Here is a 19,131-nt window from a genome sequence, read left to right as displayed (position 1 = left end):
TGTTAAAAAGTTGAGTTTTGAATTTCTATTTCTGTATTTTTACAAAAATCAATAGATATGTTAAGCCAAGTATGGAAGAACAATTCCCTTAAGAAAATTGTACGTAAATCAAAGTTGGCTAGCCTTCCTGATTGTTTTAATTTTGAAATTAAAACAATAGGATTGCTAATCGATCAACAGCACATAAGCCAGTTAGACGATCTCTTAAGGTATTTGCATAGCAATACTAAGGATGATATTAAAACAGATGTTGTCGTTTTTGGAAAACGCAGTAAAGAACAAGTAGAGAAAGTACATAAGTTTGTCGGAATCCACAGTTTTGATTTCTCAGGAGAGTGCATTGATCAGCAGATTGTCGATTTTATGAATTATCCTTTCGATATGCTTATTGGCTTTTATAAGGAAAGTAGTCCAGTTTTAGAATATGTTAATTTATTATCTAAGGCAAAATTTAAGGTAGGAGTAAATCAAAACGATAGGACTATTTCTCATTTAGAAGTTCGTCTTAGCCATTTAAATGCAAAACAATTTATAGAAGTACTTTTAGAATATATAAAAGGTTTTAAAAACCAATAACCAATAACAAATAAGTTATGCAATCATTAGTAGGAACAGGAGTAGCTTTAGTTACCCCTTTCAAAAAAGACCAAAGTGTCGATGTAGAGGCTTTACAAAAATTAGTTGAATATTCTATTTCCGGGAAAGTAGAATATTTAGTTGTTTTAGGAACAACTGCGGAATCTGTTACTTTAAGTAAACAGGAAAAAGAGTTAGTAAAGAAGGTGGTAGTTGATGCTAATCAAGGAAAATTACCTTTGGTTTTAGGAGTTGGAGGAAACAATACTAAAGAAGTAGTAGAGGAATTAACTACTGGAAGTTTAGAAGGTTTTCAGGCAATTTTATCTGTTTCTCCTTATTATAACAAGCCAACCCAAGAGGGAATCTATCAGCATTTTAAACAAATAGCTATTAATAGTCCTTTGCCAATTATATTGTATAATGTTCCTGGTAGAACAGGTAGCAATATGTTGCCTAGTACTGTAATTCGTCTTGCTAATGAGTTCGAAAATATTGTTGCTGTAAAAGAAGCAGCTGGTGATATTGTACAAGCAATGGAGTTAATACGTCAAAATGCAAGAGAAGATTTCTTAATTATTTCTGGAGATGACGCACTAGCTTTACCAATGACATTAGCTGGAGGATCTGGAGTAATTTCTGTTATCGGACAAGGAATTCCACAGACTTTTACTGAAATGATTCGCCTAGGACTAAACAAACAAGTTGAAGCAGCATTTGATTTACATTATAAATTAATGCCTATAATGGATATGATTTTCGAACAAGGAAATCCTGCAGGTATTAAACATATTTTGAAGTTAGCAAATGTTTGTTCAGATGAACTTCGTTTACCTTTAGTAAATATAGACCAAAATTTAGGGCAAAGAATTCAAAATGAATTCGAAATACTTTGTAAATAGATATTTTCTAATTTTTTAGAGGGTTAAATTTTATAAAAAAATAAATTTGAGAGATATTTTTAGGCCTTATCTACTGTATTTAGTGGCCTATAAAGCAGTTAATTAGCAAAAGATGTCATTAAAAATGACATCTTTTCTTTTTAGTATAAAAAGGTTTTTGTATAATGCAATTATATAACTAAATTTGCACTTGCTTTCCTTTGAAAATAAATAGGGAACTTTTGTTTAATAATATTACTATTATATGAGAAGATATATCGGGGTATCTTTTTTGATGCTTACACTTGCAGGATGTAGTCCATTGCAACAAGCCTTGAAATCAGAGGATATGGAATTAAAAAAAGAAGTAGCCAGTGACTTCTTCGAACAAAAGAAGTATAGACGTGCGTTGCGTTTATATGAGCAATTAGAAGTACCAATGAGAGGTCGTACTGATGCAGAACAAATGTATTATAATTTTGCTGAAGCAACCTACATTTTAAAGGATTACCAAACAGCAGGACCTAGATATAGGAACTTTGCAGCAAGTTATCCTAGAAGTGAAAAAAGGGAAGAAGCATTGCTGAAAGAAATCAAAAGTGGACTTCCTTTATCAAGAGAATATTCTTTCGATCAACATGAAACATACGAGTTGATCGAAAAATTACAAAGATTCATTGATCAATATCCAACTTCTGACTATGTTTTTGAAGCAAACTCAATGATGGTAAGTCTGAATGAAAAGTTAGAAAAGAAAGCTTTCGAAAATGCGAAGCATCTAAATACAATTGGAGAATGGACTCGTAATTATGGAGCTGCAATCATTGCATTAGACAACTTTATTTATGATTATCCAGGGACTAAATTTAAGGAAGAAGCACTTTTTTATAAATTAGATTCAGCCCACAAATTGGCTATGAATAGTGTAGCAAGTAAAGAAGAAGAGCGTTTGAAAAATGCAAAGCTTATGTATGAAACTTTGGTTCGTTTTGAACCAGATGGTGCATTTAGGCCAAAAGCAGACGACATGATGGAAGAGATTAACAAAGAATTAGAGAAATTTTCAAAATAATTTAAGCGATAGAGATGGATTTAAAGAAAACAAATGCTCCAGTAAATACAATTACTTACAATAAGAGCCAAATTGAAGAGCCTGCTGGAAATATTTATGAGGCTATTACAATCATAGCTAAAAGAGCAAGCCAAATCAATACGGAGATTAAAAACGAATTGATTGAGAAGTTAGAAGAGTTCGCTACTTACAACGATAGTTTAGATGAAGTTTTTGAAAATAAAGAACAAATCGAAGTATCAAAATTTTACGAAAAATTACCAAAATCACATGCATTAGCTTTAGAAGAGTGGTTAGAGGGAAGAGTAAGTTTTAAAGAAGTTGTAAAATAATTTAATACTAAGCTAATGTCACTATTAAGCGGAAAAAAAATAATACTAGGTGTAACTGGTGGAATTGCCGCTTATAAGACGGCAAACTTAGTACGTTTACTTATAAAAGCAGGTGCGGAGGTTCAAGTAATTATGACACCTGCTTCTCATCAATTTGTTACCCCTTATACCTTATCTACTTTATCTACTAAGCCTGTATATACTAATTTCTTCAATACAGCTGATAATAAGGGGACTTGGAACAATCACGTAGATTTAGCTCTTTGGGCAGATCTAATTTTAATCGCTCCTGCTACAGCCAATACATTAGCAAAAATGGCTAATGGAATCTGTGACAATCTTTTAATGGCAATATATTTATCTGCTAAGTGTCCTGTTTATGTTGCTCCAGCTATGGATTTGGATATGTATATCCATCCAACTACAGATAAAAACCTACAATCGTTAAGCCAATTTGGCAATAAGATAATACCAGCGGAATTTGGACCTTTAGCTAGTGGGCTAATTGGGCAAGGGCGTATGGCAGAGGTTGAAAATATTCTTGATTTTTTAAACAAAGATTTAGCCAATAACCTTACTTTAGCTAATATTACTGCACTAGTTACTGCAGGGCCTACCTATGAAGCTATTGATCCAGTACGTTTTATTGGAAATCATTCTTCAGGTAAAATGGGCTTTGATATTGCTTATGAATTGGCACAAAAAGGTGCTAAGGTTATTTTGGTTAGTGGCCCTACTAATCAGAAAATTGATCATCCTAATATTACTGTGATACCTGTGGTTAGTGCTCAGCAAATGTTTGATGCTTGCCATACGTACTTCAATGATGTACAAGTGATGGTTGCAGCTGCAGCAGTGGCAGATTATCGCCCTATTACTGTAATGGATCAAAAGATGAAGAAAAACAGTGATACTTTTACTATTGAGTTAGAAAAGAATCCAGATATTTTAGCTAGCTTAGGAGAGATCAAAAAACAGCAATTCTTAATTGGTTTTGCTTTAGAAACACAAAACGAAATTGAATATGCTAAAGGCAAACTAATGCGAAAGAATTTAGATTTAATTATATTGAATTCTTTAAATGATAAAGGGGCTGGTTTTGGAAAACCAACAAATAAAGTTACCTTTATTGATAAAGATTTTAATATTGAACCTATGGAATTAAAATCTAAAGAAGAAGTTGCAAAGGACATCGTTGAAAAAATCGCAAAATACTATGAATAAACTTTTTTGGCTTTTTATTATACTATTAAATTCCTTGTGCTCCTATGGGCAAGAACTTAATGCTACAGTAAATATTAATTATAGCCAATTAGGTAATAGTAATGCTTCTTATTTTACTACTTTAGAAAAGTCTTTACGAGAACTTATCAATAATACCTCATGGGGAAGTAGGAGATATAGCGCATTAGAGAAAATCGATTGTGTTTTTATTTTAAATGTAAGTAGTTTAAATAACAATATAGTAAGTGGTACATTACAAGTACAAAGTACTAGACCAGTATTTAATACTACGTATTCTACTCCTGTTTTAAATTTCAATGATAAAGACATTGCTTTTAGTTATATAGAGTTTGAGAATTTAGTATTTAACCCGAATTCTTCCGATTCTAATCTAACTAATTTGATAGGATTTTATGCTAACGTCATCATTGGATTAGATGCAGATACTTTTAAGTCTAATCAAGGAAATGCTTATTTACAAAGCGCCGCTAGTATTGTGAATTCAGCCCAACAGTCTAATTATAAAGGCTGGAAGCAAGCTGATGGTAATGCTAATCGTTATTATTTAATTAACGATTTAATTTCTAATTCCTATAGTGAATTTATTGAAGCTCTTTATATATATCATCGCAAAGGACTAGATGTGATGTCACAGGATAATACCCTTGGTAGGGATGGAATATATCAAAGTCTTGTAGAACTTAATAAGTTGCATTCCACTAAAGGAAATTCTTTTTTGATGCGTGTATTCTTTGATGCCAAAACTACAGAGTTGCAAAATTTATATACAGGGATTAGTGATCCAAATAAAAAAAAGGTAGTAGATTTACTTAAAAAATTATCTCCTTTGAATACTAGTAAATGGAATAGTTTATAGTCAAACTAAGTTATTTTTATATGTTAACATTACTGACAATTAAAAATTTTGCGTTAATTGATGCATTAGAAATTGAGTTTTCTAATGGTTTTTCAATTATCACTGGTGAAACTGGGGCAGGTAAAAGTATTCTTTTAGGTGCTTTAGGATTACTACAAGGTAAAAGAGCTGATTTAGGATCTTTAAAAGATAAGCAAGAAAAATGTATTATCGAGGGACATTTTTGTATCAAGGGATATCGTTTGGAGAACTTATTTGAAATGTTAGAATTGGATTACGAGGAGTTAACTATTATTCGTCGCGAAATTTTGCCTTCTGGTAAATCACGTGCTTTTGTGAATGATAGCCCTGTAAATTTAAATGATTTACAAGAACTTAGTCGTGTTTTAATTGATATTCACTCCCAAGCCCAAACAGGAGAACTACAGGAACAAGCTTATCAAATTCACATTTTAGATGCAGTAGCTAATAATGAAAGTGTTTTGCTCGAGTATCAAGATCAATTAAAAAAATATAAAAAACTTAATAAAGCCTTATCTTCACTTGAACAGCAAAGAGAGGATCTTTTAAAAGAGCAGGATTATAATTCTTTTTTACTACAAGAATTAGAACAAGCTGAACTTAGTCATTTAGATCAAGAAGCACTGGAAGAACAATTGCAAAATCTTACTAATGTAGAACTAGTTTTAGAAAACTTAGGACATAGTATCCGCATTGTAGAGCAGGAACAATTAGGTATTTTACCTAATTTAAAGGAATTAAAATCCGCTATGAGTAAAATCCGCGGTGTTTCTAAAGCTTATCAAGATATTTGGGATAGAATAGATAGTGTTGAAATCGAGCTTTCGGATATATGTAATGAATTAGAGCAAGCCTCTTTTGGGGTAATACAAGATCCAGAGCAATTGGACCTTATCAATAGTAAATTACAGCTTTTATATACACTTCAGAAGAAGCATCAGGTCAATACAGTTGAGGAGTTAATACACATAGAAAAAGAATTGAGTTCAAAGGCATTTTTAGCTAGTGATCTAGAAGCCGATATAGAACAAACGAAGACAAAAGTAGGTCAATTGGAAGCATCTTTAGAAGAGCTATCTAATGAGTTAACTACCAAAAGAAAACAAGCTGTACCTGTTTTAGAAGAGCAAATTTTAGATATTCTTACTTTAGTAGGTATGCCTAATTCTAGTTTTCGATTCGAATTTCATGCTTCTGACCAATTTTTGTTTAACGGAAAAGACCACATACAACTTTTATTCTCTGCTAACAAAGGAATGGACTATGGTTTATTAAAGAAAGTTGCCTCGGGAGGCGAAATGTCAAGAATTATGTTAGCTATTAAAGCTACTTTAGCTAGGTATTCTAGTTTACCTACTATTATTTTTGACGAAATTGATACGGGAGTATCTGGTGAGATAGCCGATAAAATGGGTCATATTATGTTTTCGATGAGTAAGCATATGCAGGTTTTTTCTATCACCCATTTACCTCAAATTGCAGCTAAAGGTAATCAGCATTATAAGGTTTTTAAGACCAGCGATTCTACTACTACCACTTCTTCTATTATTACTTTAAGCCCCAAGGAGCGTATTAAAGAAATAGCAACTATGTTATCTGGAAAGGATATCACAAGTAGTGCTTTAGAGCATGCTAGAGAGTTATTACAGTTATAAGCATAATATATCGTTATCATTAAAAAACCCATCTATAAATTATAGATGGGTTTTTTTATGATAGTTTAAATAGCTAGAATTAGATAGAATCAATAATGCTATTTAAAGTTTTACTTGGTCGCATAGCTTTAGAAGTAGCCTCTACATTAGGTTGGTAATAACCACCAATTTCTTGTGCTTTACCTTGAGCTTGGATTAACTCTTGGTTAATAGTTTGCTCTTGCTCTTGCATTTGTTTTGCAATTCCTGTAAAGATTGCTTTTAACTCCTGGTCTTTATCTTGAGCAGCTAATGCTTGTGCCCAATATAAAGCTAAATAGAAATGAGAACCTCTATTGTCAATAGATCCTACTCTACGTGCAGGTGATTTGTCATTATCTAAGAACATTGCAGTTGCTTGATCTAAAGTTTCAGCTAAGATAAGAGCTTTAGGATTGTTTTGTGTATGGCTTAAGTGCTCAAAAGAAGCTCCTAATGCTAAGAACTCACCTAGTGAATCCCAACGTAAGTACCCTTCTTCGATAAACTGCTCAATATGCTTAGGAGCAGAACCTCCTGCACCTGTTTCAAATAATCCTCCTCCATTCATTAGCGGTACGATAGATAACATTTTAGCAGATGTTCCTAATTCTAAAATTGGGAATAAATCCGTTAAGTAGTCTCTTAAAACGTTACCTGTAACAGAAATAGTATCTAATCCCTTACGGATTCTTTCCAAAGTTACTTTAGTAGCTTCAACAGGTGATAAAATTTGAATGTCTAATCCGGTTGTATCGTGATCTTTTAAGTATTGGTTAACTTTAAGAATTAACTGTTGATCATGAGCTCTATTTTTATCTAACCAGAAAATAGCTGGTGTATTAGATAAACGTGCACGGTTTACAGCAAGTTTAACCCAGTCTTGGATAGGTGCATCTTTAGCTTGACACATTCTAAATATATCTCCTTTTTCTACCTCTTGAGAGAAAATAGTATCTCCTTTTTCATCCTTTACTACGATAGAACCATTATCTGGAGCTTGGAATGTTTTATCATGTGAACCATATTCTTGTGCCTTTTGTGCCATTAAACCAACGTTTGGAACAGACCCCATTGTTGTTGGGTCAAACGCACCGTTTAACTTACAGTCTTCGATGACTGTTTGGTAAACTCCTGCATAACTACGGTCTGGTATAATAGCTAAAGTATCTTGTGATTTACCTTCTTTATTCCACATTTGACCAGAAGTTCTAATCATCGCAGGCATAGATGCATCTACGATAACATCAGAAGGAACATGTAAGTTTGTAATTCCTTTGTCCGAGTTAACCATAGCAATATCCGGACCATTTTGAATTGTTTGTTCAATTAATGCTTTGATTTCAGCCTCTAAAGCATGTCCAGCTATTTTAGCATATAAGTCACCTAAACCATTGTTAGGGTTGATTCCTAACTCTGCAAATAACTCTGCATATTTTTGGTAAACTTCTTGGAAGTATACCTCTACAACAGCACCGAAGATAACAGGGTCAGAAACCTTCATCATAGTTGCTTTAAGGTGTGTAGAGAATAAGATTCCCTTGTCTTTTGCTTCTTGTTTACACTTTGCAACAAAAGCTTTTAATTTTTTTAGATTAATTACCGAGCAATCGATAATTTCTGCTTTTTGTAAATCTGCAAAGTCTTTTAAGATAGAAGTACTATGGTCTTTTGAAAGAAATTCAATTTTATATTTACCTGCATGTTCAACTGTTACTGCTTTTTCTGTTGCATAGAAATCTCCATCTTGCATAGAAGCAACTCTAGTTTTAGAGTCTTTTGACCAAGCGCCCATAGAGTGTGGATGTTTTTTAGCATAGTTCTTAACTGCTTTAGGAGCTCTACGGTCAGAGTTTCCTTCACGAAGAACAGGATTTACTGCAGAACCTAAAACTTTTGCATAAGCGGCTTTGATTTGCTTTTCTTGATCTGTCTTTGGTTCGCTTGGATAATTTGGAACAGCATATCCATGAGCTTGTAATTCTTTAATTGCAGCGTTTAACTGAGGTAAAGAAGCTGAAATGTTTGGTAATTTAATAATATTAGCTTCTGGCGTTTTTGCTAAATCACCTAATTCTTGTAATGCATCTGAGATCTTTTGATCTTCTTTTAAGAATTCAGGGAAATTAGCTAGAATACGTCCTGCTAATGATATATCACGAGTTTCTACATCTATATCAGCTGTTTTTGCAAATCCTTGTACGATTGGTAAAAAAGAATAAGTAGCTAACATCGGTGCTTCGTCCGTTAGTGTGTAAATAATTTTAGATTTTTGGCTCATCTTATATATATTAAAATAGTAACTAAATTAGTAAAATACCATTAAGCGGTATAAAGCAAATATACTAAATTGTTAGAAGAAATGTAGTAATACTGCCTGTTCTAGCTATAGAATTATTGATTTAGTACTACAGTGTTGTAATATTTTTAAATTGTTATTTTTATAATTAATATTTTGTTGATTTACTTATAAAGTGTAAATATTATATGATTAATTATATTGACTTAGGGTTTTATAAGTATTATTTCTTTGATTTTCTACAATAGATAAGCACTATTTGTATTTATAGAAGGTAAAAAGCTTGTTTGACTTATTTAGGATTAGCACTTTTATTTTTCTTTAGGCTCTCCTTGAATAGCAGAGGGATAAAAAAAAAGGTCTTTCTATACCATATAGAAAGACCTTTTTTTAAATTTTGGAATTTATTTATTTTTTGAATAGAAAAGGTAATAAGCTTTTCCACCATGGTTTTTTAGCATTTTGGATGTCGTGTTCTACACCATATCCATACCCATAACCGTATCCATATCCACCAAATCTACTTCCTGTAATAGTATCATTTAATAAGATAGACATATTTGGTAGTTTGTTTTCCCTATATAAATCATTTGGTAAACGTAGCATTCGTTTATCTAGGTAATTCGCGCGACAAACATATACAAATGTATCTGCATATTTAGCTACTAATAAAGTATCCGTTACAAGACTAACTGGAGCAGTATCTACAATGATATAGTCGTAATCTTTCTTCAAAGTTTCGAACATCTCTCCAATAGCATCACCCATTAGTAATTCAGCCGGATTAGGAGGAATCGTTCCTGCAGGAAGTGCATAAAGGTTTTCGTAACCATCGATTTTTACTACATATTTATGGATATTGTCTTCTTTATGTAATAAGTAATCAGACACTCCTTTTTGTGGTAATAAGATATAATCATCTAAACGAGGATTTCTTAAGTCCAAACCAATTAGAAGCGTTTTCTTTCCTGATAAAGCAATAGTTGCAGCAGTATTAACAGAGGTAAACGTTTTTCCTTCCTTAGGGAAAGTAGAGGTTAAAAAGATCATTTTAGCCTGTCCTTTAGGAACTCTATTTAGCATGAATTCTAAGTTAGTTCTAATGATACGAAGTGCCTCTGCAGTACTAGTTCTACTTGTTATATCTACAATCTTACTATTGTCGTCAGAGTGTGGAATGTCTCCAATAAATGGAACGTTTGAGTTGTGCTCAATATCCAATCTGGATTTAATTTTAGTATCCAGTAAGTTCTGAAGATAAATAATAGCAAAAGGAACAAGAGAACCTAAAATTAACGCAGCCAATAATACAATCACACTCTTAGGTGAAACAGGTTTATCTGAACTTCTTGCACTATCAATTACCTTAGCGTTAAGGTCTGTTGCAGCAAGTGCAATCGCAGTTTCTTCCCTTTTTTGGAATAAATAAAGGTAAATAGCTTCCTTAACTTTTTGCTGTCTATCAATAATACGGAATTCACGTTCTTGTCTTGGAACTTGTGCAAGTTTAGAACGCAAGTCTCTTTCTTTATTGTTTAATTCTCTTTGTGTTATTTTTAAACTACCTTCTAAGTTTCTTAAGCTTTCCATTACAGAAGCTTTCATAGAAGCAATTTGACTATCCAATTTGATTACAGCCGGGTTTCTATTAGTCGAGCTACCACTAATTCTATTGCGATCTAAAATCAACTGATTATATTGATTAATCAAACTATTAGAATTTGCATCTGATTGAATAATGTTTCCAGGTATTAGTTCATTTGGTTGACTCTTTAATAAGAACTCAATCATAGAAGAAACTACCTTTAACTCTGTTTCATTGGCTATAATTTGTTTTTCATACGAATTTGCATTCTCTAGAATTAAGCCAAGTTCTGTAGGAATATCTGTAATTGCATTAACAGCTTTGTATCCTTCTACCGACTTTTCTACATCTCCTAATTCCTCTGTAATTAACTTTAAGCGAGTTTCAATAAATTCAGAAGTTTTCTCCGATACAAATCTTTTATCTGCAATAGCAGCATCATTGTATAGGTTTACTAAGTTGTTTAGAAAATCAATTGCTTTTGCAGGAGTAGCATCCACCATAGATAAATCCAAAACAGTAGAGAATTTATCCGTAGGAGTAATCTGTACATTTCTAATGTAAGCGTCTACTATTTGCTGAATAGGAGTAATTTGAACTAGTAATTCCGTTACAACTTCACTTTCCTCTAATTCCTCTATTTGTTTTAAAGTATCTAGCGTTGGAATACGTGCAGGCTCATTTTTAGTAACAATAAGCTGTCCTAAAATAGTTTGGAAAGGAGTGTCGTATGGATAATTTCCAATGAACTCTTTTTTATCATCGTATAAGTCAAAGGAATCCTCTTGTAAGTTCTTAACATAAAATTCATATTTGATTTTATCGAAGTCAAATACTCTATCTACGAAATTGAAGCTAATTGGACTGTCTTCGTACATTTGACTAGCAATAAACTTGCTTTCATTAATGTAGGAAATATTTAATTGTAAACGTCTTACTACTCTTTCTGTAAGGTTTCTAGATTTAAGAACTTGCGTTTCGTTTTCTACGTTACTTTTACCACCAGAAAGCATTCCGAGATCTGCGAAAGCAGCCATTTCAGAAGCAATTCCACCACCTCTTTTCTCATCTTTTACGATTATAGTGGTGTTAATTTTATAGGTTTTTTGTGTAAAACGAAGGTACACAAAGGCCAATGCTAAAGCAACAAAAATGCTTAGTATAAACCAACGCCAATGTATAATGTATTTTTCTATTTCTTCACGAATATTAATATTCGTATCATCATTGTTATCAAACTTATTTTCCATGATAATTATTTAACGGATAATGCAATTATAGTTACAAGTAAAGACAAGGCCGAAATACCTACTGTTAAGTTTGGACCAACTACAGAGGAGTTTATTCTTGTTTTATTAGGCTCTACGTATACAATATCATTTTGGTTTAAATAATAATAAGGAGAGGTAATAAAGTCTGACTTAGTCATATCTACACGTATAGGAATTTTATGTCCATCAATCTCACGAATAATTAATACATTATCTCTTTTTCCATAGATAGTCATATCACCAGATAAAGAAATAGCTTCCATTAAAGTTAATCTTTCGCTTGTTATAGTATGTACCCCTGGTTTGTTAACTTCCCCTTGAACTGTTACTTTGAAGTTCACAATCCTTAAATTAATAATAGGGTGATTAATATATTGGCTGATTTCCTCATTTAAGTATTCAATTGCTTGACTACGAGTTAAACCGCCTAATTTAATACTACCCAAAACCGGAAACTCAATGTTTCCTTGGTTGTCGATAAGGTAAAGTTGCTGCTTCATTTGGCCAGCACCTTCCGGTTGACTTGGATTAGCAGACATAGTATTCATTAAATTAAAAGGAATAGCAGATTCAGGATCTTGAGCTGATACAACAATCATTAATAGATCATCAGGTTGTAATCTAGTTTGAAAGTTTGTGTTTGAAGCATTTTCTAATAATACTGTATCAATATCTTGGTAGTAAACAAATGCTTCCTTTTGTGCACACGAACTAAGCAGTGCAATGCAAAAAAGCGCAGTTAAGAGTTTAAAAAAGGATTTATTTTTCATTAGTTTTTGTGCAAATATAAAATTTTAAGATTGTCAAAAAAAAGAAATGTGAAAATTTTGGTCACATAGCCAATTTTGTGTGTGAGGGATATTTAAATAGATGTAAAAGTATTAAAAAGTAATTTTCTTTTTTCTTAGCTCAAAGTTTTGGCCTAAGTAAACTCTTCTTACCATTTCATCTTCTACTAATTCTTCCGGTTTACCAGCCTTTAAAATCCCTCCTTCAAACATTAAATAGGTCTTGTCAGTAATGGCTAATGTTTCTTGAACATTGTGGTCAGTAATCAAAATACCTATGTTTTTGTTTCTTAACTGAGCCACTATTCGTTGAATATCTTCCACAGCAACAGGGTCTACTCCCGCAAATGGTTCATCTAAAAGAATAAATTTCGGATCTGTTGCTAATGCTCTAGCAATTTCTGTTCTCCTTCTTTCCCCACCGCTTAATAAGTCCCCACGATTTGTTCGGATGTGTTCTAGACTAAATTCTTCAATCAGAGATTCCATTTTTAGAATTTGTTCTGCTTTAGATAGCTTTGTTAATTGAAGAACACTTAAAATATTATCCTCAATACTTAATTTTCTAAAAACCGAGGCTTCTTGTGCTAAATACCCAATACCATGTTGGGCTCTTTTATACATAGGGAAGTCGGTAATATTGGTGTCATCCAAATAGATGTTTCCGCTATTAGGCTTTACTAAACCTACAATCATGTAAAAAGAAGTGGTTTTTCCTGCTCCATTAGGTCCTAATAATCCAACGATTTCGCCTTGGTTTACTTCAACAGACACACCTTTAACAACCTTTCTCTTCTTATATATCTTGACAATATTGTCGGCTCTTAATTTCATGGTTAATTTTGTTTGGTTAATCCTTTTTGATTAGTACCACTATCTTTCTTTTGCACGAATTTAGAAATATAAATACTAAGTTCATATAAAATAAGCAAAGGAATTGAAACTATTATTTGACTTACTACATCTGGAGGCGTTATAATAGCTGCAATAATTAAAATTAAAACAATTGCATACTTTCGGTATTCTTTTAAGAACTCGGGAGTTACTAAGCCCATTACCGATAAGAAATAGATTATAATTGGTAATTCAAAAACCAGACCACATGCAATCGAAGTTGTTTTTACTAAACTAATATAGGAGTTGATATCAATCTGATTTTTCACAATATCACTTATTTGGATATTAGCTAAAAAGTTAATAGATAATGGCGTAATTAAAAAGTAGCCAAATAAAACTCCAATAAAAAACAATAAGGAAGAGCTTGCGATAAATAAACGTGCGTACTTTTTCTCATTAGTATATAACGCGGGACTTATAAATTTCCAAATCTCCATTAAGATGAAAGGAACAGCTAAAATAAATCCTGCTGTAATACAGGTCCATATAATTACGGAAAATTGACCGTCCATGGTTCTGTTTTGAATTTCAAACGGAAGCTCATTTCCACAAAATCCCTCTCCAAAATTAAAATGCTTCGAAGCCTTACAGAAAAGTCTGTAGGTAATAAAGTCAGAATTTTTTGGAGCGAAAATGATGTTGTTAAAAATAAAGTCACTAAAGAAAAAGGCAACTACTCCTCCTCCTAAAATGAACATTGCAGATCGGACTAATAACCATCTTAACTCTTCTAGATGGTCTAAGAAAGACATGCTTTTTTTGTTTTTTTGTTTTTTGTTTATCATAATTTTATACAATTCCTTCTTTTAAAATATCGTGAAGATGAATAATACCAACATATTTATCTTCTTGTGTCACTAATAATTGGGTAATAGCATTATCCTCTAAAATAGATAGAGCTTTAGAAACATGTTCTTTTGACTCTATTGTTTTGGGCTGTACGCTCATTATATCTTTAGCTGTCATTCCTTGAAAATTGTCGTATTTTTCTAACATTCTTCTCAAGTCTCCATCGGTTATAATACCAACTAATTTATCGTTATCTACCACAGCAGTTACACCTAAGCGTTTTTGAGATATTTCTACAATTACTTGTTTTATATCAGCATCCTTATCCACTAATGGCTTATTGGTGTCCTTTAATATATTAGCAACTTTCAATAATAATTTTTTACCCAATGCTCCACCTGGATGATATTTTGCAAAATCAGACGGCCCGAAGTTACGCATTTCTATTAAACAAGCAGCTAAAGCATCTCCTAATACTAATTGGGCTGTTGTACTATTCATAGGTGCTAAATTATTTGGATCTGCCTCTTGGTCTACTTTAGACAGTAATACATAGTGTGCTCCTTTACCTAGAAATGAGTTTTCATTAGCAGTGATAGCAATAAGGGTATTTCCTTGACGAGTTAATAAAGGAGTAAGTACTTTTATCTCTGGACTATTACCACTATTAGAGATACAAATAACACAATCTTGTGGTTGAATTATACCTAAATCTCCGTGCATAGCCTCTGCTGCATGCATATAAATAGAGGGTGTTCCTGTGGAATTAAATGTGGCTACAATTTTCGCGCCAATTAATGCACTTTTTCCAATTCCTGTTACAATTACCCTTCCTTGGCAATTTAAAATCGTTTTTACAGCTAAAGAGAAGTCCTCTGTTAGGTAATTCGTAAGTTTTTTAACACTTTGGCTTTCAGATAAAATAGTCTGTTTTGCTGTGTTTAATATAGTTTTTGTAGTATCCAAAATTAGTGAATGTTAAATATTAGGATTGAACTAAAGAAATTTTGTACCTTTATGGTACTGCAAATTTATGTAAAATACCATACAAAAATAATGAAATCAACTGAAATTGACTTGTACAAGGAGTTAAAGAGATATTTTGGCTTTTCACAGTTCAAAGGTCTTCAAGAAGATGTGGTTAAAAGTATTATCTCAGAGCACAATACTTTTGTTATCATGCCAACCGGAGGAGGAAAATCTTTATGCTATCAATTACCGGCTTTGGTTTTGGAAGGTACTGCTATTGTTGTATCACCTCTTATTGCTTTGATGAAAAATCAAGTAGATGCTATTCGTAGTCTTTCAAGTGAATATGGTGTAGCCCATGTTTTAAATTCATCTTTAACTAAATCTGAAGTAAATCAGGTCAAGGAGGATATTAAAAGTGGTGTTACTAAGCTACTATATGTAGCTCCAGAATCATTGACTAAAGAAGAATATGTTAGCTTTCTTCAAGGGGAAAAGCTTTCCTTTGTTGCTATTGATGAGGCGCATTGTATTTCTGAATGGGGGCACGATTTTAGACCAGAATACCGTAATCTGCGAAATATTATTCGACAATTAGGGGATATACCTATTATTGGTTTGACAGCTACAGCAACGCCAAAGGTGCAAGAGGATATTTTAAAAAACCTTGAAATACCAGATGCAAATGTTTTTAAGGCTTCTTTTAATAGACCTAATTTATACTACGAAATAAGACCTAAAACAAAACAAGTAGAAAGTGATATCATTCGATTTATCAAGCAGCGCCAAGGTAAAAGTGGTGTGATTTATTGTTTGAGTCGTAAAAAAGTAGAAGAGATTGCTAACGTATTGCAAGTTAATGGAATCAGTGCTGTGCCTTATCACGCTGGACTAGATGCTAAAACTAGAGCCAAGCACCAAGATATGTTCCTAATGGAAGAGGTAGATGTAGTAGTTGCAACCATTGCTTTTGGTATGGGAATTGACAAGCCAGATGTGCGCTATGTTATTCACCACGATATACCTAAGTCTTTAGAGAGTTATTATCAAGAAACAGGCAGAGCAGGTAGAGATGGAGGAGAGGGACACTGTTTAGCTTATTATGCCTATAAGGATATTGAAAAGCTAGAAAAGTTTATGTCTGGAAAACCTATTGCAGAACAAGAGATTGGTTTTGCTTTGTTGCAGGAAGTAGTTGGTTATGCGGAAACATCGATTTCAAGACGTAAGTTTTTACTTCATTATTTTGGAGAGTATTTCGACGAGATAAATGGAGAAGGTGCCAATATGGATGATAATGTGAGAAACCCTAAGACTAAAGTAGAGGCCAAAGACAATGTAGTAAAAGTGCTTCAAGTTATCCAACAAACTAAGCAGGTTTATAAAACCAAACAAATTGTTTTTACTCTTGTAGGGAAAGTGAATGCTTTAATTAAAGCTAACAAAACAGACACACAGGATTATTTCTCTATTGGAAAGGATAAAGACGAAAAGTACTGGATGGCTTTAATCCGACAAATGCTAGTAGCTGGTCTATTAAATAAAGATATTGAGACTTATGGAATCTTAAAACTAACACCTAAGGGGTTAGATTTTATGAAAAATCCAGAATCCTTTATGATGACAGAAGACCATGTGTATTCTGATTCAGATAAAGATTTAGATGATAACATGAATAAAAATGTTGCTGCTGTAGATCAGGTGTTGATTCAACTCTTAAAAGATTTACGTAAAAAAGTAGCAAAAAAGCATGGTGTACCACCATTTGTAGTGTTTCAAGATCCTTCCTTAGAAGAAATGGGATTAAAATACCCAATTACCTTGGAGGAGATGGCCAATATTATTGGAGTAAGTGAAGGGAAAGCAAAAAAATATGGTCGTGAATTCGTAAGTCTTATAAAGACCTATGTAGAGGAAAACGATATTGTACGTCCTGACGATTTAGTGGTTAAATCCACTGGAGCTAATTCAGCTTTAAAATTATATATTATTCAAAATGTTGACCGTAAATTAGCTCTTACCGATATCGCTAGTGCTAAAGGTTTAGATATGGATGCTTTATTAAAGGAGATGGAGCAGATAGTATATTCTGGAACAAAGTTAAATCTTAGCTATTGGTTAGATGAAATTTTAGATGAAGATAATCAAGAAGAGATATACGATTACTTTATGGAATCAGAAACAGATAGTATTAAAGTGGCATTAGAGGAATTTGACGGAAGTTATGATACAGAAGAATTGCGATTAATGCGACTTCAGTTTATCAGTAAAGAAGCAAATTAATCTATAAAACAACAAGCCCCAAAATACAAAGTATTTTGGGGCTTGTTGTTTTTAATTCATTGGTAAAACCACTTTCTAGGTTGTAAAAACCTTATGGAAATTAAGGCTGGTATAATTCTCCTCTATGTGGTTTTAAAATATCTCTTATTTGTTTCATTTGAAGATCATTTACAACCATAAAAGCTATATGGTGGGTTGCAGATAACTCTTGAGTGTCAATGATGTCAATTGCGAACTTTTCCAGTTCTACATACTCCTTTAAGTGGATTACATGGTGCTCTGCTGTTTTCTGGCCAAAAGGGCCTTGAAAATCCCAAATTAATTTAATTTTTCTTTCCATTTTATATGTCAATTTCTGCTTTACAAATCTACAAAAAAATAAGGTGAGATTGATCCTTGCCCATTATTATGGCTAAAATCACTTTCAGTAGAATGCTAGAAAGGTTTTTAAAAGGAGTAAAGACTTAAATTATTGGATTTTACTTGTAAGAGAGTCAAAGTAATTAGCCTAAGGATATCTTTTTTTGTACTTTTGGATTTCTTATAATTTGAAGATATGAAACAAGAATTGGTAGTTTTAGTAAATGAACAAAATGAGCAAATTGGGTTAATGGAAAAAATTGAAGCCCATGAAAAAGCTTTGCTACATCGTGCATTTTCTGTTTTTATATTAAATAGCAAAAATGAAATTATGTTGCAGCAAAGAGCTGCTCATAAATATCATTCTCCTTTATTATGGGCAAATACTTGTTGTTCTCACCAAAGAGAAGCAGAAACTAATATTCAAGCTGGTAAAAGAAGACTTCAAGAGGAAATGGGATTTGAAGTAGAATTAAAAGATTTATTTAGTTTTATTTATAAGGCTCCTTTTGATAATGGATTAACAGAACATGAATTAGATCATGTTATGGTAGGTTATTCTGATAACGAACCTACTATTAACCCTGATGAAGTTGCACAGTGGAAATGGATGTCTATAGAGGATATTAAGCAAGATATGGTGGATAATCCACAAATTTATACCGAATGGTTTAAAATTATCTTCTTTGAATTTTACGACTTTATTGAAGCACAAAAGAAATAATCATGAAATTAACTGTAAGTAGGAAAGCACATTTTAATGCTGCACATCGCCTTTTTAGGAAAGAGTGGAGTGATCAAAAAAACCAAGCTGTTTTTGGTAAATGCAATAACCCTAATTATCATGGACACAATTATGAATTGATTGTACATATTAGTGGACAAGTAGATCCTATGACAGGATTTGTTATGGATTTAAAAGTCTTAAGCGACCTTATTGAATTGCATATTGAAAATGCTTTTGATCATAAGAATTTAAACCTTGATGTTCCAGAATTTGCAGATTTGATCCCTACAGCTGAAAATATTGCTGTTGTGATATGGCAAAAGTTGCGAGATTTTATTCCAAAGGACAATGATTTAGAGGTAGTTTTATATGAAACACCTAGAAATTTCGTGTCTTTCAAAGGAGAATTTTAAAATATTATTTTCCTAAGGTAAATTTTGTAAATTTGTAGCTTATTTTTTTAAGGCAAAGTACGTGAACTTTGGCTTACATATTTATACAGGAGAT

Annotated in this window: 17 protein-coding genes; 10 read left to right on the top strand and 7 right to left on the bottom strand. The window is 32.5% G+C overall.

The genetic code is table 11. The annotated features are described in order from the left end of the window. Positions 1 to 57 precede the first annotated feature (57 nt). The 7 genes from ACYSNX_RS05425 to recN all read left to right on the top strand — a co-directional run bounded on the left by ACYSNX_RS05425 (position 58) and on the right by recN (position 6,638). On the top strand, positions 58 to 576 hold the full coding sequence (locus tag ACYSNX_RS05425) for a DUF6913 domain-containing protein (RefSeq protein ID WP_461753667.1): 519 nt from the start codon (positions 58 to 60) through the stop codon (positions 574 to 576). Positions 577 to 593: 17 nt separating this feature from the next. After that, positions 594 to 1,478: a 4-hydroxy-tetrahydrodipicolinate synthase gene (gene dapA, locus ACYSNX_RS05420; RefSeq protein ID WP_461753666.1), complete on the top strand. Its 885-nt coding sequence runs from the start codon at positions 594 to 596 to the stop codon at positions 1,476 to 1,478. A 244-nt stretch (positions 1,479 to 1,722) separates the two neighbouring features. Then, positions 1,723 to 2,529, top strand: coding sequence for an outer membrane protein assembly factor BamD (locus ACYSNX_RS05415; protein ID WP_461753665.1), 807 nt, complete (start codon positions 1,723 to 1,725; stop codon positions 2,527 to 2,529). A 14-nt stretch (positions 2,530 to 2,543) separates the two neighbouring features. After that, positions 2,544 to 2,861, top strand: coding sequence for a DNA-directed RNA polymerase subunit omega (locus tag ACYSNX_RS05410; protein ID WP_461753664.1), 318 nt, complete (start codon positions 2,544 to 2,546; stop codon positions 2,859 to 2,861). A gap of 15 nt (positions 2,862 to 2,876) precedes the next feature. Then, complete coding sequence (gene coaBC / locus ACYSNX_RS05405; protein ID WP_461753663.1) at positions 2,877 to 4,085, top strand: bifunctional phosphopantothenoylcysteine decarboxylase/phosphopantothenate--cysteine ligase CoaBC; 1,209 nt, start codon at positions 2,877 to 2,879, stop codon at positions 4,083 to 4,085. Continuing rightward, positions 4,078 to 4,962: a type IX secretion system protein PorD gene (gene porD / locus ACYSNX_RS05400; RefSeq protein WP_461753662.1), complete on the top strand. Its 885-nt coding sequence runs from the start codon at positions 4,078 to 4,080 to the stop codon at positions 4,960 to 4,962. The genes coaBC and porD overlap by 8 nt, the downstream gene beginning before the upstream one ends. 20 nt (positions 4,963 to 4,982) lie before the next feature. Then, complete coding sequence (recN, locus tag ACYSNX_RS05395; RefSeq protein WP_461753661.1) at positions 4,983 to 6,638, top strand: DNA repair protein RecN; 1,656 nt, start codon at positions 4,983 to 4,985, stop codon at positions 6,636 to 6,638. A gap of 79 nt (positions 6,639 to 6,717) precedes the next feature. Here the strand turns inward: recN and ACYSNX_RS05390 are convergent, their stop codons facing one another. The 6 genes from ACYSNX_RS05390 to ACYSNX_RS05365 all read right to left on the bottom strand — a co-directional run bounded on the left by ACYSNX_RS05390 (position 6,718) and on the right by ACYSNX_RS05365 (position 15,251). Further along, a complete protein-coding gene (locus ACYSNX_RS05390; RefSeq protein ID WP_461753660.1) occupies positions 6,718 to 8,937 on the bottom strand; it encodes an NADP-dependent isocitrate dehydrogenase in 2,220 nt (739 codons plus the stop codon). A 426-nt stretch (positions 8,938 to 9,363) separates the two neighbouring features. Further along, a complete protein-coding gene (locus ACYSNX_RS05385) occupies positions 9,364 to 11,790 on the bottom strand; it encodes a GumC family protein (protein ID WP_461753659.1) in 2,427 nt (808 codons plus the stop codon). Between the two features lie 5 nt (positions 11,791 to 11,795). Beyond that, positions 11,796 to 12,581, bottom strand: coding sequence for a polysaccharide biosynthesis/export family protein (locus ACYSNX_RS05380; protein WP_461753658.1), 786 nt, complete (start codon positions 12,579 to 12,581; stop codon positions 11,796 to 11,798). A gap of 111 nt (positions 12,582 to 12,692) precedes the next feature. Further along, the gene (gene lptB, locus ACYSNX_RS05375; RefSeq protein WP_461753657.1) at positions 12,693 to 13,433 is read right to left on the bottom strand and encodes an LPS export ABC transporter ATP-binding protein; all 741 of its coding nucleotides are present in this window, start codon (positions 13,431 to 13,433) and stop codon (positions 12,693 to 12,695) included. A gap of 2 nt (positions 13,434 to 13,435) precedes the next feature. Continuing rightward, a complete protein-coding gene (gene tatC / locus ACYSNX_RS05370; RefSeq protein ID WP_461753687.1) occupies positions 13,436 to 14,248 on the bottom strand; it encodes a twin-arginine translocase subunit TatC in 813 nt (270 codons plus the stop codon). Between the two features lie 37 nt (positions 14,249 to 14,285). Beyond that, on the bottom strand, positions 14,286 to 15,251 hold the full coding sequence (locus ACYSNX_RS05365) for a KpsF/GutQ family sugar-phosphate isomerase (RefSeq protein ID WP_461753656.1): 966 nt from the start codon (positions 15,249 to 15,251) through the stop codon (positions 14,286 to 14,288). Between the two features lie 90 nt (positions 15,252 to 15,341). Between ACYSNX_RS05365 and ACYSNX_RS05360 the strand changes: the two genes are divergently transcribed. After that, positions 15,342 to 17,537 carry a RecQ family ATP-dependent DNA helicase gene (locus ACYSNX_RS05360; protein ID WP_461753655.1) on the top strand — a complete coding sequence of 732 codons (2,196 nt, stop codon included), beginning with the start codon at positions 15,342 to 15,344 and terminating at the stop codon, positions 17,535 to 17,537. 100 nt (positions 17,538 to 17,637) lie between these two features. Here the strand turns inward: ACYSNX_RS05360 and ACYSNX_RS05355 are convergent, their stop codons facing one another. Further along, positions 17,638 to 17,877: a hypothetical protein gene (locus ACYSNX_RS05355; protein WP_461753654.1), complete on the bottom strand. Its 240-nt coding sequence runs from the start codon at positions 17,875 to 17,877 to the stop codon at positions 17,638 to 17,640. A gap of 216 nt (positions 17,878 to 18,093) precedes the next feature. Between ACYSNX_RS05355 and idi the strand changes: the two genes are divergently transcribed. Further along, on the top strand, positions 18,094 to 18,621 hold the full coding sequence (gene idi, locus ACYSNX_RS05350; protein WP_461753653.1) for an isopentenyl-diphosphate Delta-isomerase: 528 nt from the start codon (positions 18,094 to 18,096) through the stop codon (positions 18,619 to 18,621). A 2-nt stretch (positions 18,622 to 18,623) separates the two neighbouring features. After that, a complete protein-coding gene (locus tag ACYSNX_RS05345) occupies positions 18,624 to 19,037 on the top strand; it encodes a 6-carboxytetrahydropterin synthase (RefSeq protein WP_461753652.1) in 414 nt (137 codons plus the stop codon). Positions 19,038 to 19,131 lie beyond the last annotated feature (94 nt).

The organism is Myroides sp. LJL115, from assembly GCF_054871665.1.
The sequence above is the reverse complement of the archived record's forward strand: the minus strand, read 5'-3'. Positions and strand labels throughout refer to the sequence as shown.